The sequence below is a fragment of the Thermomonas sp. genome (genome assembly GCF_023953935.1).
Lineage (GTDB): Bacteria > Pseudomonadota > Gammaproteobacteria > Xanthomonadales > Xanthomonadaceae > Thermomonas.
On sequence record NZ_JAMLIW010000005.1, the window covers coordinates 1 to 14412 of the forward strand.

Annotated in this window: 15 protein-coding genes and 2 pseudogenes; 2 read left to right on the forward strand and 15 right to left on the reverse strand. The window is 68.1% G+C overall.

Annotated features, from left to right (window positions below; all coding sequences use genetic code 11):
- Both glyS and glyQ read right to left on the reverse strand, forming a co-directional pair.
- A partial coding sequence (gene glyS, locus M9902_RS06800) for a glycine--tRNA ligase subunit beta (protein ID WP_297221749.1) occupies positions 1–1712 on the reverse strand: 1712 nt, incomplete at its 3' end.
- A gap of 123 nt (positions 1713–1835) precedes the next feature.
- Positions 1836–2750: a glycine--tRNA ligase subunit alpha gene (gene glyQ / locus M9902_RS06805; protein WP_297221751.1), complete on the reverse strand. Its 915-nt coding sequence runs from the start codon at positions 2748–2750 to the stop codon at positions 1836–1838.
- A gap of 90 nt (positions 2751–2840) precedes the next feature.
- Here glyQ and M9902_RS06810 point away from each other — a divergent pair, with 90 nt between their 5' ends.
- Together M9902_RS06810 and M9902_RS06815 are read left to right on the forward strand one after the other, a co-directional pair.
- Entirely contained in the window at positions 2841–3569 is a 729-nt protein-coding gene (locus M9902_RS06810) for a glutamine amidotransferase (protein WP_297221752.1), read from the forward strand.
- Positions 3570–3611: 42 nt separating this feature from the next.
- A complete protein-coding gene (locus tag M9902_RS06815; protein WP_297221754.1) occupies positions 3612–4541 on the forward strand; it encodes a hypothetical protein in 930 nt (309 codons plus the stop codon).
- 88 nt (positions 4542–4629) lie between these two features.
- Here M9902_RS06815 and M9902_RS06820 read toward each other — a convergent pair whose 3' ends face one another.
- The 13 genes and pseudogenes from M9902_RS06820 to crp all read right to left on the reverse strand — a co-directional run bounded on the left by M9902_RS06820 (position 4630) and on the right by crp (position 14347).
- On the reverse strand, positions 4630–5334 hold the full coding sequence (locus M9902_RS06820) for an RDD family protein (protein ID WP_297221756.1): 705 nt from the start codon (positions 5332–5334) through the stop codon (positions 4630–4632).
- Complete coding sequence (tatC, locus tag M9902_RS06825) at positions 5321–6070, reverse strand: twin-arginine translocase subunit TatC (protein ID WP_297221758.1); 750 nt, start codon at positions 6068–6070, stop codon at positions 5321–5323. The genes M9902_RS06820 and tatC overlap by 14 nt, the downstream gene beginning before the upstream one ends.
- Before the next feature lie 112 nt (positions 6071–6182).
- Positions 6183–6401: pseudogene (tatB, locus tag M9902_RS06830) on the reverse strand (Sec-independent protein translocase protein TatB); the annotation flags it as partial.
- A 24-nt stretch (positions 6402–6425) separates the two neighbouring features.
- Positions 6426–6650, reverse strand: a complete 225-nt coding sequence (locus tag M9902_RS06835) for a Sec-independent protein translocase subunit TatA (RefSeq protein WP_297170210.1) — start codon at positions 6648–6650, stop codon at positions 6426–6428.
- 292 nt (positions 6651–6942) lie between these two features.
- Positions 6943–7632 (reverse strand): annotated as a pseudogene (locus M9902_RS06840) (lipid-binding SYLF domain-containing protein); the annotation flags it as partial.
- Positions 7633–7754: 122 nt separating this feature from the next.
- The gene (locus tag M9902_RS06845; RefSeq protein WP_297222069.1) at positions 7755–9473 is read right to left on the reverse strand and encodes a DUF885 family protein; all 1719 of its coding nucleotides are present in this window, start codon (positions 9471–9473) and stop codon (positions 7755–7757) included.
- A gap of 88 nt (positions 9474–9561) precedes the next feature.
- Complete coding sequence (locus M9902_RS06850) at positions 9562–9906, reverse strand: lipid-A-disaccharide synthase N-terminal domain-containing protein (protein WP_297222071.1); 345 nt, start codon at positions 9904–9906, stop codon at positions 9562–9564.
- A complete protein-coding gene (locus tag M9902_RS06855; RefSeq protein ID WP_297221760.1) occupies positions 9906–10637 on the reverse strand; it encodes a glycosyltransferase family 2 protein in 732 nt (243 codons plus the stop codon). Before M9902_RS06855 ends, M9902_RS06850 begins: the two co-directional genes overlap by 1 nt.
- Positions 10638–10650: 13 nt before the next feature.
- A complete protein-coding gene (locus tag M9902_RS06860; protein WP_297174443.1) occupies positions 10651–11586 on the reverse strand; it encodes a ParB/RepB/Spo0J family partition protein in 936 nt (311 codons plus the stop codon).
- Entirely contained in the window at positions 11583–12377 is a 795-nt protein-coding gene (locus tag M9902_RS06865) for an AAA family ATPase (RefSeq protein WP_297221762.1), read from the reverse strand. The genes M9902_RS06860 and M9902_RS06865 overlap by 4 nt, the downstream gene beginning before the upstream one ends.
- Before the next feature lie 54 nt (positions 12378–12431).
- Positions 12432–13091: a 16S rRNA (guanine(527)-N(7))-methyltransferase RsmG gene (gene rsmG, locus M9902_RS06870; protein WP_297221764.1), complete on the reverse strand. Its 660-nt coding sequence runs from the start codon at positions 13089–13091 to the stop codon at positions 12432–12434.
- Positions 13092–13183: 92 nt separating this feature from the next.
- Positions 13184–13654, reverse strand: coding sequence for a GNAT family N-acetyltransferase (locus tag M9902_RS06875; RefSeq protein ID WP_297221766.1), 471 nt, complete (start codon positions 13652–13654; stop codon positions 13184–13186).
- 12 nt (positions 13655–13666) lie between these two features.
- Positions 13667–14347, reverse strand: coding sequence for a cAMP-activated global transcriptional regulator CRP (gene crp / locus M9902_RS06880; RefSeq protein ID WP_297174455.1), 681 nt, complete (start codon positions 14345–14347; stop codon positions 13667–13669).
- Positions 14348–14412: the final 65 nt, after the last annotated feature.

A 14412-nucleotide genomic window follows, 5' to 3' on the forward strand; every position in this document is an offset into this window, starting at 1 on the left:
GCGAAGTAGCCGCGCAGGCGGTCGAGGATGAAGTCGTAGAGGTCAGTGGCCACGGTTTCCTCATCCGGCATCCACGTGCCTGCGCTCGCGGCTACCGCCTTGACGCCCTCGTTCTTTGCGGCAGCCAGCTTCGCATCCAGCGTGCGATGAATGACCGCTTGGATGGAACGGATGGCGCCCGCGGCAGATGTTGCCAGCAGCGCCTTCAAATCCAGTTCGAAACCGGATTCGATGATGGTTCGCGCCAAGCCCAACGCATTGCGCCGCAGCGCGAACGGATCCTTGTTGCCGGTGGGTTTGAGGCCGGCGGCAAACCCACCGGCGAGGGTGTCCAGACGCTCGGCAATCGCCAGTACCTTGCCCAGCTGTGATGCGGCGATGTCATCGGCGGCAAAGCGCGGGCGGTAGGCCTCGTCGATGGCCAGCGCCACATCGTCCGGCTCGCCGGCGCGCTGCGCGTAGTAGCGGCCGGCGATGCCCTGCAACTCGGGGAATTCGTTGACCATGCGTGATTGCAGGTCGTTCTTGGCCAGCATGGCCGCGCGTTTTGCCAGCGTCGGATCGGCGCCGACCTGCGCGGCGATGGTTTCCGCCAGCGCCGCCACCTGCGCCACCTTGTCGGCCACGTAGCCCAGCTTGGCCTGATAGGTGACACTCGCCAGCCCGGCACCCATCGCGTCGAGCCCTTGCTTCAAATCTTCATCGAAGAAGAATTTGGCATCGGCAAAGCGCGGACGGATCACGCGCTCGTAGCCTTTGCGGATTTCGTTCGGGTCTTTCGATTCGATATTGGCGATGCCGATGAAATGCTCGGTGAGCTTGCCGCCGGCATCCAGCACCGGGAAGAATTTCTGGTTGACCTCCATGGTTTCGACCAGCGCTTCCTGCGGCACGTTCAGGAAGGCGCGTTCGAACGCGCAGGCCACTGCCACCGGCCATTCGTTGAGGCAGTTGACCTGTTCCAGGTTGTCGTCGCTGATGCGGGCGCTGCCGCCTGCGGCTTGGGCGGCGGCTTCCACTTCGGCCACCACGCGGGCACGGCGCTCATCCGGGTCCACCAGCACATGCGCGGCGCGCAGTGCCTCGACGTATTCGTCCGGGCGCGCGATCCACACCGGGCCTTCGTGCATGAAGCGATGGCCGCGGCTCATGCGGGTGGCGCGAATGCCGAGTGCTTCGAGCTCCACGATGTCATCGCCCAGCAGCGCCACCAGCCAGTGCAGCGGGCGGGCGAAGCCGTAGGGATGGTTACCCCAGCGCATCGGTTTGGGGATCGGCATGCCGGCCAGCGCCTCGTCCAGCACGCCTTGCAGCAGGTCAGCGGTGCGCGCGCCCGGCGTCACCGCCCGATGCACGAAACGCTCGCCCTTGGCGTCGCTGGTTTTTTCAAGCGCCGTCCAGTCCACCCCGGCCTTGGCGGCAAAGCCTTGCAGCGCCTTGGTCGGCGCGCCGTTCTCGTCCAACGCGATGTTCAGGTACGGGCCCAGCACTTCGCTGCGCTGCTCGGGCTGCTCGCTGGCCACGCCCGGCAACAACATCGCGAGGCGACGCGGTGAATACAGCGGCTTGGCCGCATCGCGCTCGATCGCCACGCCGCGTTTGCCCAGCGCGGCGATCACACCATCGAAAAAGGCCTGCGCCAGACCGGGCAGGGCCTTGACCGGGAGTTCTTCGGTGCCCAGTTCGATCAGGAGGGGGAGCATGGGGGTCATGTCGTGGCTCGTTGGTTTTTTCCTTCTCCCTCCGGGAGAAGGTGCCCGAAGGGCGGATGAGGGTTGTCGGTGAGGTGGTCGATGAACCCTCACCCCAACCCCTCTCCCGCGGGCAGAGGGGCTTCAAGCAGCGTGTTTCTTCAGTCCTGGAAACCCCAGCTTCTCGCGCTGAGCGAAATAGCTTTCAGCCACCGCCTGCGCCAGTTTGCGCACGCGCAGGATGTAGCGCTGGCGTTCGGTGACGGAGATCGCACGGCGCGCATCCAGCAGGTTGAAGCTGTGGCTGGCCTTGGTGACCTGCTCATACGCGGGCAGCGGCAGGCCGGCCTCGACCAGCTTCATCGCCTCGGCTTCGCAGGCATCGAAGCGATGGAACATTTCTGCGACGTTGGCATGTTCGAAGTTGTAGGCGCTCTGCTCGACTTCGTTCTGGTGGTAGACATCGCCATAGCGCACCGGCAGCCCGTCCGGGCCATAGGTCCACACCAGGTCGTAGACGTTGTCGCAGCTTTGCAGGTACATGCACAGCCGCTCCAGTCCGTAGGTGATCTCGCCCAGCACCGGCCGGCATTCCAGCCCGCCGGCCTGCTGGAAATAGGTGAACTGGGTCACTTCCATGCCGTTCAGCCACACTTCCCAACCCAGGCCCCAGGCGCCCAGCGTCGGCGATTCCCAGTTGTCTTCGACCAGCCGCAGGTCGTGCACCAGCGGGTCGATGCCGAGTTCTTTCAGTGAATCGAAATACAGCGCGACGATATTGTCGGGCGAGGGCTTCATCACCACCTGGTACTGGTAGTAGCGCTGCAGGCGGTTGGGGTTGTCGCCGTAGCGGCCGTCGGTGGGGCGGCGGCTGGGCTGCACGTAGGCGGCATTCCACGACTCCGGGCCGATCGCGCGCAGGAAGGTGGCCGGGTGGAAGGTGCCGGCGCCGACTTCAAGATCGAGCGGCTGGATCAACACGCAGCCTTGCTTCGCCCAATAGGCGTTGAGGCGGGTGATGAGTTGCTGGAAGGTGATCGAAACGCGCTGGGCGGACATCGTTGCGGTAAACCGGAAGGTGACCCGTTAGTATAAGTGCGACGGCGGCGGCGCCGGTTCGCCACCTGCTCCGGGCCTCTGCCGCACGTCATGACCCATCGAGCCGACATGCCACCGTTCCTGATCCTGTCCACCGGTCACCCGACCGCCTCGATGCGCAGGCACGGCAGCTTTGCCCACTGGATCCGCGTGGCCGCCGGGCTGGACCGCGACGCCGCGGTCGTGATCGACGTCGAGCACGGCGAGCCCCTGCCCGAACGGGCGGGGTTTGCCGGCGCGCTGGTGACGGGTTCGGCGGCGATGGTGACCGAGCACCTGGATTGGAGCGAGCGCTGTGCCGCCTGGCTGCGCGAGGCGGGGCAAGCCGGCCTGCCGCTGCTGGGCATCTGCTATGGCCATCAATTGCTCGCTTACGCCTTTGCGGGCGAGGTCGGCTACAACCCGAATGGCCGCGAAATGGGCACGGTCGACATCGACCTGACCGCCGCCGCCGCGGCTGATCCGCTGTTTGCCGGCCTGCCGGTGCGGATGCCGGTGCAGTCCACCCACCTGCAAAGCGTGCTGCGACCGCCGCCCGACGCCGTGGTGCTGGCCGGCAACGCCCACGACGCCTGCCACGCCATGCGCTGGGGGCGTTCGGCCTGGGGCGTGCAGTTCCACCCCGAGTTCAGCACGGTGCACATGCGCGGCTACATCCGCGCCCGTGCCGAGGCGCTGGCGCAGGAAGGCCGCAGCGCATCGGCGCTGCTGGACGCGGTGACGGCCGCCCCCGCGGCGCGCCGGGTGCTGCGTCGATTCGTGCGCCACGCGCGGCGTTGACGCCGCTTCCGGTATCCTTGCACGGTCAGATCGGGGCGTTTCATGGACATTCGCAAGTTGCCGGTCCAGCAGGGGCTGGTGTGGTTCCGGCTGGCCATCGACCTGGGCTCGAAAAATCCGCGCGCCGTGTTCGGTGCCGCCCTGCTGCTGATCTCGACCCTCTATGCCGCGGTGCTGCTGATGGCGCTGGTGCTCTCCCTGCTGGTCGGCGGCGAGGCCCAGGAGGGCCAGCCCCCCGACATGAAGCTGGTGATGCTGGTCGCGCTGGCGCTGGCCATGCTGATCATTTTCCTGGTACCGATCCTGCTCGGCGGGCTGATGCACGTGATCCGCGAAGCCGAAGCCGGCAGGCCGGTGCGGGCCCGCGACATCTATGCGCCGCTGCGCAGCGAGCACGGCCAGAAACTGGCCTGGCTGGGGCTGGTGCAGGTGGCGCTGGCGATGCTCGGCGGCGTGCTGGCGATCGGGCTTGCCGGTGGCGATTATTGGCGCGATTACATGAAGGCGGCCGAAGTGCTGGCCCAGCACGGTACGCCGGTGCTGGGCGAGCCGCGCCATCCGGGCCTGCTGTTCGTCGTGCAGATGACGTTCAACTACTTCAGTTCCGCGCTGCTGCTGTATTCCATCCCGCTGATGCTGTTTTCCAATCGCGGCGTGGTGCCGGCGCTGGGCGCGGCCCTGCGCGCGGCCGTGCGCAATGCCAGCGCGAACCTGCTGGCCGCGGGCCTGTTCATCGGCGCGCTGCTGGTCGGAGCGCTGGTGGCCGGTCTGGTCGCCAGCCTGCTGGCCGTGCTGGGTGGCCTGATCCACCCTGCCGTGGGTGCCCTGCTGGCCACACTGGTAATGCTGGGCTTTGCCATCACCGCGCTGGTGCTGGTGACCGGGGCAGCCTACCTGGCCTGGCGCGACACCTTCGGCGATCCCGCGGCCCCGCCGCCGGTGCCGGTGCCGGTGCACCATCTCGAGGCCTGAGGGCTGCGCACGCCCTGATTCACCTAGCTGGATTCACTCCGCTGGATTGACTCAGCCGGACCCACCCACCAAGTCCATCCAGACGGATTCAGGCTGCGCCCAGCGCCTGCGCCAGCAGGGTTTGCGTCCAATCACGCAGCGCCAGGAACAGCCATGCGACGCTCAGCACACCGGCGATTGCCTGCAGCAGCAGCCAGCCCCGGCCCCAGGTCGGCAGAACACGTCGTGCCGAATCGGCCAGCACGCGGGTGCCACTGAGCCGATCGTGCAAGGCCAGATGCGGCGCCAGCAGGGCCATCGCGTGGCCCAGGTTGAGGGTGAGCCAGGACAGGCCGGCGGCGGCAAAACGCGTCAGCACCCGCGGCAGCGCCAGGCGATTGCCGTGTCCGTCGGCGACGATCAGCCCGAATGCCCGCTTGCCAGGCGTGGCCTGCCAGCGCGAGCTCTCGAAGGCCAATGACCACAGGCAGGCCAACAGCGCATACAGCAAGGGGGGCGCGAGCAGCAGCGTGGTCAGGGCCGAGGACAGCTGCCCCACCGCCGAAGTCATGCGCGGGTCGGAGAGCAGGGCCAGGGCCATCGCCAGCGGGGATTGCCCCGCGGCGACGAAGCTGTCGAGCTGCTGCGTCATGCCTGCAACCACCGCCCGCAGCGCAGCTTCGGCCTGCTCCGCCGCCGCGCCAAGGATGGGCCAACCCAGCAGCAGGACCAGCGGCAGCAGGCAGGCGGCGTCCAGCGACCAGGCCGCATAGCGCAGCCAGAACCCCGCCGGCGCGCGCTCAGGGGGCGGCACGGGCCGGCGACCTCGGGGCCACGAACTGCGCGGCGATGATGCCGGCCTCGTACAGCAGGCACATCGGGATCGCCAGCATCAGCTGGCTGACCACGTCCGGCGGGGTCAGCACGGCGGCAACGATGAAGATGCCGACGACGGCATAGCCGCGCCCCTCGCGCAGCTGCGCCGGCGTCACCCAGCCCAGCAGGGCCAGGATGACCAGCGCCACCGGCAGTTCGAACGCCAGCCCGAAGGCGAGGAACAGCACCAGCACGAAATCGAGATAGGCGCTGATGTCGGTCATCATCGCCACGCCCTCCGGCGTCACCCGGGTCAGGAAGCCGAACACCATCGGCAGCACCAGGAAATAGGCGAACGCGCAGCCGGTGTAGAACAGCAGCAGCGCCGAGGACAGCAACGGCAGCGCCAGCCGTTTCTCGCGCTTATACAGCCCCGGCGCCACGAAGGCCCAAGCCTGGTAGAGCAGCCACGGCATCGTCACCACCAGCGCAACGAAAAACGCCAGCTTCATCGGCGCGAAGAACGGGCTGGCGACCTGGGTGGCGATGATATGGCTGCCGGCCGGCAATTTGGCCAGCAGCGGCTTGGCCAGTTCAGCATAGAGCGCGTTGGCGAACGGCAGCAGGCAGACCAGCGCCAGCCCGAGCCCGGCGAACCCGCGCAGCAGGCGCACGCGCAGCTCCAGCAGGTGGGCGATCAGCGGACGTTCGGCGTCACCGGCAGCGTCAGTCATCGCGCTTCTCGCCCACCGCGGGCTCCGGCGACTCCGTCCGGGCAGCCGGCGCCTCGGGCTCGATCCGCAACGCGCCCTGGGCATCGCTGACCGCATCCAGCGCCTCGCCGCGCGACTGCTCCAGCGCCTTGCGGGTTTCATCAAGGCTGCGGCGCAGGTCCTCGTTCGCCAGCTCCTGCTCCAGCTCGTTCTTCACCGCGTGCCACTGAGCGCGCGCCTTGCGTACCCACAGGCCGGCAAAACGCGCCGCCCTGGGCAAGCGCTCCGGGCCCAGCACGACCAAGGCCACCAGCGCCACCACCAGCATTTCGCCGAAGGAAAAATCGAACATCGGCGAGACCTCCGCCTCGCGGCGTCAGTGCGCGCGGTCGTCGGGCCCGCGCGATTCCGGCGGCGGCGCGGCAGGCTGGCTCTCGACAGGCGCGGCCGGCTTGTTGTCCTCGTCGCCGTGCACGCCCTTCTTGAATTCATTGACCGCCTTGCCGAGGTCACGCGCGCCCGAAGTCAGGCGCTTGGTGCCGAACACCAGCAGGACGATGGCCAGCACGATCAACCAGTGCCAAATGCTGAAACTGCCCATGGCGGCATCCATCTATGCGACGTGCATGATTCTATCTGGCGATTCTAACCCAGTGGCAGGGCCGCGATACCGCATCGACGCGGCCGCGCGACAGGTGCACCCGTTGGGTTCAGCCAGCGTTGCCGATGCCCCGGCAACGCACCGGCCGGGCACGGCAGCGCCCGGCCGCGGAAATTCCCGCTGCTTACGGCTGCGTCAGCGGCGCGCTGGCGGCCGGTTCGGCCGATTCCAGCGGATGCGCCTGCGCGGCGCCCGGTTCGGCAGCCGGCGCCGGCGCGGTGTGGCGGGCCCGGCGGGCGGCGGTGGTCGCTTCCTCCAGCTCATTGCGAAACGCCACGATCGGCGCCGAGGCCGGGGTCGGCGTGCGCCCTTCGAACACCATGCGCGGGGTGATGCCGTAGCCATAGGCGCCGCGGTTGGCGCTGTGGTCGATTTGCAGGACCGCACCGTCCAGCGCCACCCCGGCGAACAGGCCGCGCGCGCGCGACCACGACCAGATCTCGGCCTTGAGCGCACCGTCGGTGGCCGCCGCCGCGTTGCGCCCAACCGGCCCGGCGGCGACCGACGCATCGGCGCCCAGCGTCACCTTGCCGTTGATGATGTTGTCGAGGCCGCGTTCGCTGCGGAACACCAGGATCACGTCGGAGGATTGCACGCCGGCCTGGAAGCCGACGCTGGCGCCGGTCAGGCGCACGAACACCGGGTTCGACCAGGTGCCGTCCGGGTTCTTGATCGACATCAGCCCATGGCCGCGACGGCCGCCGAGCACGAAGCCGGCCTTGATGGTGTCGGGAATCACGACAATCCCGCGCGCTTCGTCGAGCAGGCGATCCGGGATCGAGGAGTCGGGAACGGACTGGATTTCACGCATGACCCGCAGCGCGTTGTCGGCGCGGTTGTCCTCGTGTTCGCCGGCAATGGCGGCGGTGGCCAGCAGCAGCGCGGCCAGGGCAAGGGTCAAACGCAGAGGACGTGCGGTCATCGTGATTCTCCGTCGCGGGGTCGGGGGATGCGGGCATGGTGGCGCGCCGCCCATGAATCCAGCTTAAGGCAAAGCGGTTGCGGTGCAACACCGCAGCCCGGCGGAATCCGAGTGGAATGGGCTCAGCGGGTGGCCGCCACCTTGGTGTTCTCCACCCACGCGCGCACCTGCGACTCCAGCACCGGCAGCGGTACCGCGCCCTGGGCGAGGATCACGTCGTGGAAGGCGCGTTCGTCGAACTTGCTGCCCAGCTGTGCTTCCGCTTCGCTGCGCAGGCGGCGAATGGTCAGCTCGCCGAGTTTGTAGCTCAAGGCCTGGCCCGGCCACGAGATGTAGCGGTCGACCTCGGTGGTAATTTCATGTTCCGACAGCGCGGTGTTGTCGCGCAGGTAGGTCAGTGCCTGTTCGCGGGTCCAGCCCATGTGGTGGATGCCGGTGTCGATCACCAGCCGGCAGGCGCGCCACATCGCATAGGTCAGGCGGCCGAAGTCCTCGTAAGGCGTCTGGTAGATGCCCATTTCGACACCCAGCCATTCGCTGTACAGGCCCCAGCCCTCACCGTAGGCGCTGATGTAATTCCTGCGGAATCCGGGCAGGTCGCCCTGTTCGCGCACCAGCGACAGCTGCAGCGAATGGCCGGGCACCGATTCGTGCAGGGTCAGCGCCGGCAGGTTGTACAGCGGGCGGCTGGGCAGGTCGTAGGTGTTGACCCAGTAGGTGTCGGCGCCGCCGCGGCCGGCGGTCCAGTACGGTGCGATGGCGGGGGCGACCGGGACGATGGTGAAGCGGCCGCGCGGCAGCGTGCCGATGATCTTGCCGACCTGCCCGTCCACCCGCTTGCTGATCCAGGCGGCGCGGTCGAGCAGCTCCTGCGGGGTTGTGGCGTAGAACTGCGGATCGGTGCGCAGGAACTGCAGGAAATCGGCGAAGCGGGTTTGCGGCGAACGCCCGCTGAAGCCGACCTTGCCGATGATCGCGTCCATCTCGGCGCGGAGCGATGCCACCTCCGCAAGGCCGATGGCGTGGATTTCGTCGGGCGAAAGATCCAGCGTGGTGTAGGCGCGGATCTGTTCGCGATACCACGCCTTGCCATCGGGCATCGCTTCGGCAGCCAGCGTGGTGCGGGCGTGCGGGACGTAGTCGTTGCGGAAGAAGGCCAGCAGCTTGCCGAAGGCGGGAATCACCGCTTCGCGGATCGCCGCGCGGCCCTCGGCGCGCAATGCGTCCTGTTCGGCCGCCGGTATAGTTGCGGGCATCTGCTTGTACGGCGCCCACAGCGCGGACTGCTGCGGGTCTTTCAGGTCCGCCGTCATCGCGATCGACAGGTCGCGGCCGACCAGTACCACCTGCGGAACGGTGAAGCCACGGGCAAGCCCGGCGCGCATGTTGGCGATCTGCTGATCGAAATAGCGCGGCACGTCGCGCAGGCGGGAGGCATAGGCGCGGAAGTCGGCGCTGGTACGCAGCTTGCCGTCGGCCATGAAATCGAGATTCGACCAGAACGCCGTGTCGGAATTGAACGGCATCTCGTAGTCGCGAAAGCGCAGCGCGGCCGCCTTGTGCTCGATCTGCGGGCGGTAGACCGCGTAATTCACCCGTTCGGCTGGCGACAGCGCCGCCACGTCGATCCGGTCGAGCCGCTTGAGCACGTCGTCCAGATAGGCCAGCCGGCTCGCCTGCGCCGGCGGGCTGACGTCGGGCAGGTGCGGCGAACGCACGGTCTGGACATCGGCGCTGTCTTCGTCCCATTCCGAAGGCTGCGCCGTTCGCCACGCCCATTCGTTCTGATAGATGGCGCGGAAGTCGGCATCGGCAGTGCGTGCTGTCGGAGTTTGCGCCATCGCAAGCAGCGGGCACAGCAGGAGGACAAGCAGCGGTCGTTTCACGGGCAGTTCCGGGAAGGGCATCCCTGCATCGTAGCGGCTGGCGTCAATGCTCGGCGCGGTCGCGGTTCCAGCCGCGGTGGCGGATGTCCAGATACAGGCTGTAGGCGGCGGTGAACGCCGGGAACAGGTTCTGCAGGATGCCCACCGCATCGTTCTTGCCGAACACGAAGTACGCCAGCGTCATCAGGCTGCCGAGGATGCTCATGTACCAGAACAGGCGCGGAATCACCGGCTTGCGCGCGCGCTTGCTGGCGATGAACTGCACCACCCAGCGGCTGCCGAACATCAGCGCGCCGGTCAGGCCGATCAGCTTCCACGGGCTCATGTGGATGCCGGTCCAGGCCAACGCGGCAATCGGTGCATCCATGAAGCCGGCCGGCACCGGCATCACGGCCGCAGCTCCTCGATGCCGGTGCGGCGGCTGCGCGTGATCAACCAGCGCACGCCCATCAAGTCGCGGATGCCGACGATGGCGCGGCCGAGGTTGTTGTACTTCGACACGCCGGCGGTGCGCGGCCGGTGGTTCACCGGCACGCTCACGGTCTGCCAGCCGGCGCGCTGCATCAGCGCCGGCAGGTAGCGGTGCATGTGGTCGAAATACGGCAGGTCGAGGAAAGCGTCGCGTTCGAACAGCTTGATCCCGCAGCCGGTGTCGGGGGTGGCGTCGCGCAGTAGCCGCGAGCGCAGGGCGTTGGCGAATTTCGAGGCCCAGCGCTTGCTGCCGGAATCCTGGCGATTGACCCGCCAGCCGGCGAACAGCTTCACCTCGGCGGGCGCGCTGGCGCGGCGTTCCAGCAGCTTCGGAATGTCGGCCGGATCGTTCTGGCCGTCACCGTCGAGAGTGGCGATCCACGGCGCGCGCGCGGCCTTCACGCCGTTGCGCACGGCGGTGCTCTGCCCGGCATTTTGCAGATGGCGAAGGACGCGCAGCTCGGGCGTGGCAGCCTGCAGTTCTCGCAGGCGCTGCAATGTGGCATCACTCGAGGCGTCGTCGACATAGAGGATTTCGAACGCGAGGCGACCGCGCAGCGCGGCGAGGATCTCGCCCACCAGCGGCGCCACGTTGTCTTCTTCGTTGCACACCGGCACCACGACGGCGAGTTGCGGATCCGTGCTCACGGCGTGCGCTGGCTCACGGCTTGCGGCGCAGCCGCTCCAGCACGCCGTCGAGGGCGTCGAGACCGGCGTAGTGGATCACCAGCTTGCCCTTGTTGCCGCGGCCGTTCAGCACGTTGACCTTGCTGCCCAGCGTGTCGGAAAGCTCGCGTTCGAGTGCGGCGATGTCGGCCTGCGGGGTGCGGGATTTGGGCGCGGTCTTCTTCGGCGGCGTCGGCAATTTGCCGGCACTCAGTTCCTGCACGCGATACTCGACCTGGCGCACCGACCAGCCTTCGGCCGCCGCCTGTCTGGCCAGCGCCACCGCCATGGCCTCCGCCAGCGGCAGCAGGGCGCGGGCGTGGCCCATTTCAATCGCGCCTTCGCGCACCAGCGCGCGCACGGCTTCGGGCAGTTCCAGCAGGCGCAGCAGGTTGCTCACCGCCGCGCGCGAGCGGCCCACCGTCTCGGCGGCGGCGGCGTGGGTGAGGTCGAATTCATCGATCAGCCGTTGCAGTGCCTGCGCTTCTTCCAGCGGATTGAGGTCTTCGCGCTGGATGTTCTCGATCAGGGCGATGGCGACCACGGTGCGGTCGTCGACCTCGCGCACCACCGCCGGCACTTCGCGCAGACCGGCGCGCTGGCTGGCCCGCCAGCGGCGTTCGCCGGCAATGATTTCATACGTGCGCTTGCCCTTGCCGTCGGCGCCCACGCGTTCGCGCACCACGATCGGCTGGATCACGCCCTGGACCTTGATGGAGGCGGCCAGCTCCTCCAGCTTGGCGTCGTCCATCGTGCGCCGCGGCTGGTATTTGCCGGGCACCATCGCATCCACCGGCAGGATGCGCAGGGCATCCCCGGGCTGGGCTTCCAGCGCTGGCGCGGCGGTCTTGCCGCCCAGCAGTGCTTCCAGCCCACGCCCGAGGCCGCGCTTCCTGGTCGCGCCCTTCCCCGGCGCCGTCTCGGCCGTCATGCCGTTGTCTCCTTCACTGCCTGCGTGCGCTCGCGCTGGCGGCGCAGCACTTCCCCTGCCAGCCCAAGATACGCGATCCCGCCGCGGCTTGCCTTGTCGTAATTCACGATGCTGCGACCGTGGCTGGGCGCCTCGGCCAGGCGCACGTTGCGCGGGATGATGGTGCGGAACACCAGATCGCCGAAATGGTTGGTCAATTCCGTCGACACCGCGTTGGCGAGGTTGTTGCGCACGTCGAACATGGTGCGCAGCACGCCTTCGATTTCAAGTTCGGGATTGAGCCGGCCCTTGAGCGCGTCGATCGTCTGCAGCAGTGCGGTCAGGCCCTCCAGCGCGTAGTACTCGCACTGCATCGGCACCAGCACCGAATCGGCGGCGGTCAGCGCATTGAGGGTGAGCAGCGACAGCGCCGGCGGGCAGTCGATCAGGATGAAATCGTATTTGCCGCGCGAGATTTCCAGCGCATGCTTCAGACGCAGCTCGCGATGGTCCAGATCCATCAGCTGAATCTCGGCGGCAGTCAGATCGATGTTGCCGGGCAGCAGGTCAAACCCTTCCTCGGTGCGCACGATGGCCTTGGCAATCGCGGCTTCGCCCATCAGCACCTCGGTGATCGAGGCGCCCAGCTCGCGCTTGTCGATCCCGCTGCCCATCGTCGCGTTGCCCTGCGGGTCGAGATCGACCAGCAGCACGCGCTGCGGCGTGCGTGCCAACGCGGCGGCGAGGTTGACGGCGGTGGTGGTCTTGCCGACCCCGCCTTTCTGGTTGGCGATGGCGATGATGCGGGCCATGCGGCTGCGCTTCCTGGGGGATGGCCGCAGCCGGAACGGCGCGGGAACGGGTGATTATGCCGCAAGCCCGGCCCGGACGATTTCGATCAGGTGGCGCTGGCCGTCCAGCCCCGGCACCCGCAGCGGATGGATGGCGGCAACGCGCCAGGCTTGCGGCAGCGCTTCGATCTCGGCCTCGAAGTCGGCGCCCTTCATTGCCAGCAGACGGCCATGCGGGCCGAGCAGGTGGCCGCCAAGTTCCAGAATCAGCGGCAGGGTCGCCAATGCCCGCGCGGTGATCGCAGCGAATGTTGAAGCCGGCGCGAAGGCTTCGATCCGGCCCTCGAACACGGTCGCATTGCCCAGCGCGAGCCGCCGCACCGCCTCGCGCAGGAAGCGCGCCTTCTTGCCGTTGCTTTCGACCAGCGTCACCTGCAGCGTCGGCGTGACGATGGCCAGCGGGATGCCGGGCAACCCCGGCCCGCTGCCGAGGTCGGCCAGCGATTGGAGGTCGCGCACGAACGGCTGCAGGGCCAGCGAATCGAGCAGGTGCTTGACCAGCATTTCGCGCGGATCGCGAATCGCGGTCAGGTTGTAGGTGGTATTCCAGCGCACCAGCAGTGCAAGGTAATCCAGCAGCGGCCCGGCCAGATCGGGTTCCAGCCCGAGTGCGCGCAGACCCGGCTCCAGGCCGAGTCTCAGCTCAGGGCGCAGGGTGTGCGAGGGATCGGTCATGTGGGGAGTATGCGGGAGTGCGCCGGTCCCGCTCCAACCCGACCGCAGCGTCGCCTTGCCGCCGGCCAGCCCCGGAACGCCGCGCCCCCGGCCTACGCCGATCCCAGCGGTTTGACGAAGCGCACCGAGCTGTCGCGGTAGCCGCAGGCGCGGTAGAAGGCGTGGGCTTCGCTGCGCTGCACGCCCGAGGTCAGTTCGATTCGCGCGGCGCCGCCGGCGCGGGCGCGGCGCTCGGCATCCAGCAGCAGATGGCGGCCCACCCCGCTGCCGCGCGCATCCGGCAGCACCACCAGGGCGGTAATCCGGCAGGTCGTGGTGCCCAGCGGCAGGTAGTACATGAAATCCAGCGCCACCAAGCCGCAGACCACGCCGCCGCGGCGAGCCACCACCAGCGCCTGCCGGTCGTTGGCGAGGATCGAGGCGATCCGCTCGGCAGCATCGCGCAGGTCACAGGGATAGCCCAGCGCTTCCAGCAGACGCGCCACGTCGTCGGCATCGGCCATCACGGCGTTGCGCAGGTCGATGCCGGGACCGCGATCGGACAGCGTGAAAGCCTGGCTCATGCGGCCACCGATTCAGCGGGTTCCGTACACCACCACGGTCTTGCCGCGCGCGTGCAGCTTGCCGTCGGCCTGCAGCTTCTTGAGCACGCGCCCGGCCATTTCGCGCGAACAGCCGACCAGCCGCGCCAGTTCCTGCCGCGAGACCCGCAGCTGGGTGCCCATCGGATGGGTCATGGCTTCGGGCTCCTTGGCCAGGTCGAACAAGGTCCGGTAGATGCGGTCGCTGACGTCGAGGAAGGCCAGCCGCCCGGCCTTGCGGCTGGTATCCAGCAGGCGCTTGCTGATCTGCGCGCCGATCGAATACAGCAGGCGCGCGGCGTCGCCAGGCTGCGCCAGCAGGTGCGCCTGCAAGCGCTCGTAGCTGATTTCGGCCAGCTCGCAGGCAGTGCGGGTGCGCAGCGCCACGTCGCGATGGGGGCTGTCCACGAACAGGCCCATCTCGCCGACGAACTCGCCGACGCCGCCGTAGCCCAGCACCAGCTCGCGTTCGTTGTCCTCGATGGCGATGATGCTGACCGAGCCGGAAATGATGTAGTAAAGCGTGTCGGCCGGATCGCCGGGGTGGAACACGTCGGTCCGCGCCGGATAGCGACGGCGGTGGCAGTGCGCAATGAATCGCTCGATGGTCTGCGCGTCCGCTGCAAGCGGATTGAACATGCGCGGCATCACCGGCTTGAGGAGTTCGACGCCCATTCGCGCGCATCCCGATATGAATCGGCCAAGCTTAGGCGGAACCGTGACGGCGAGCAAACTTTTGC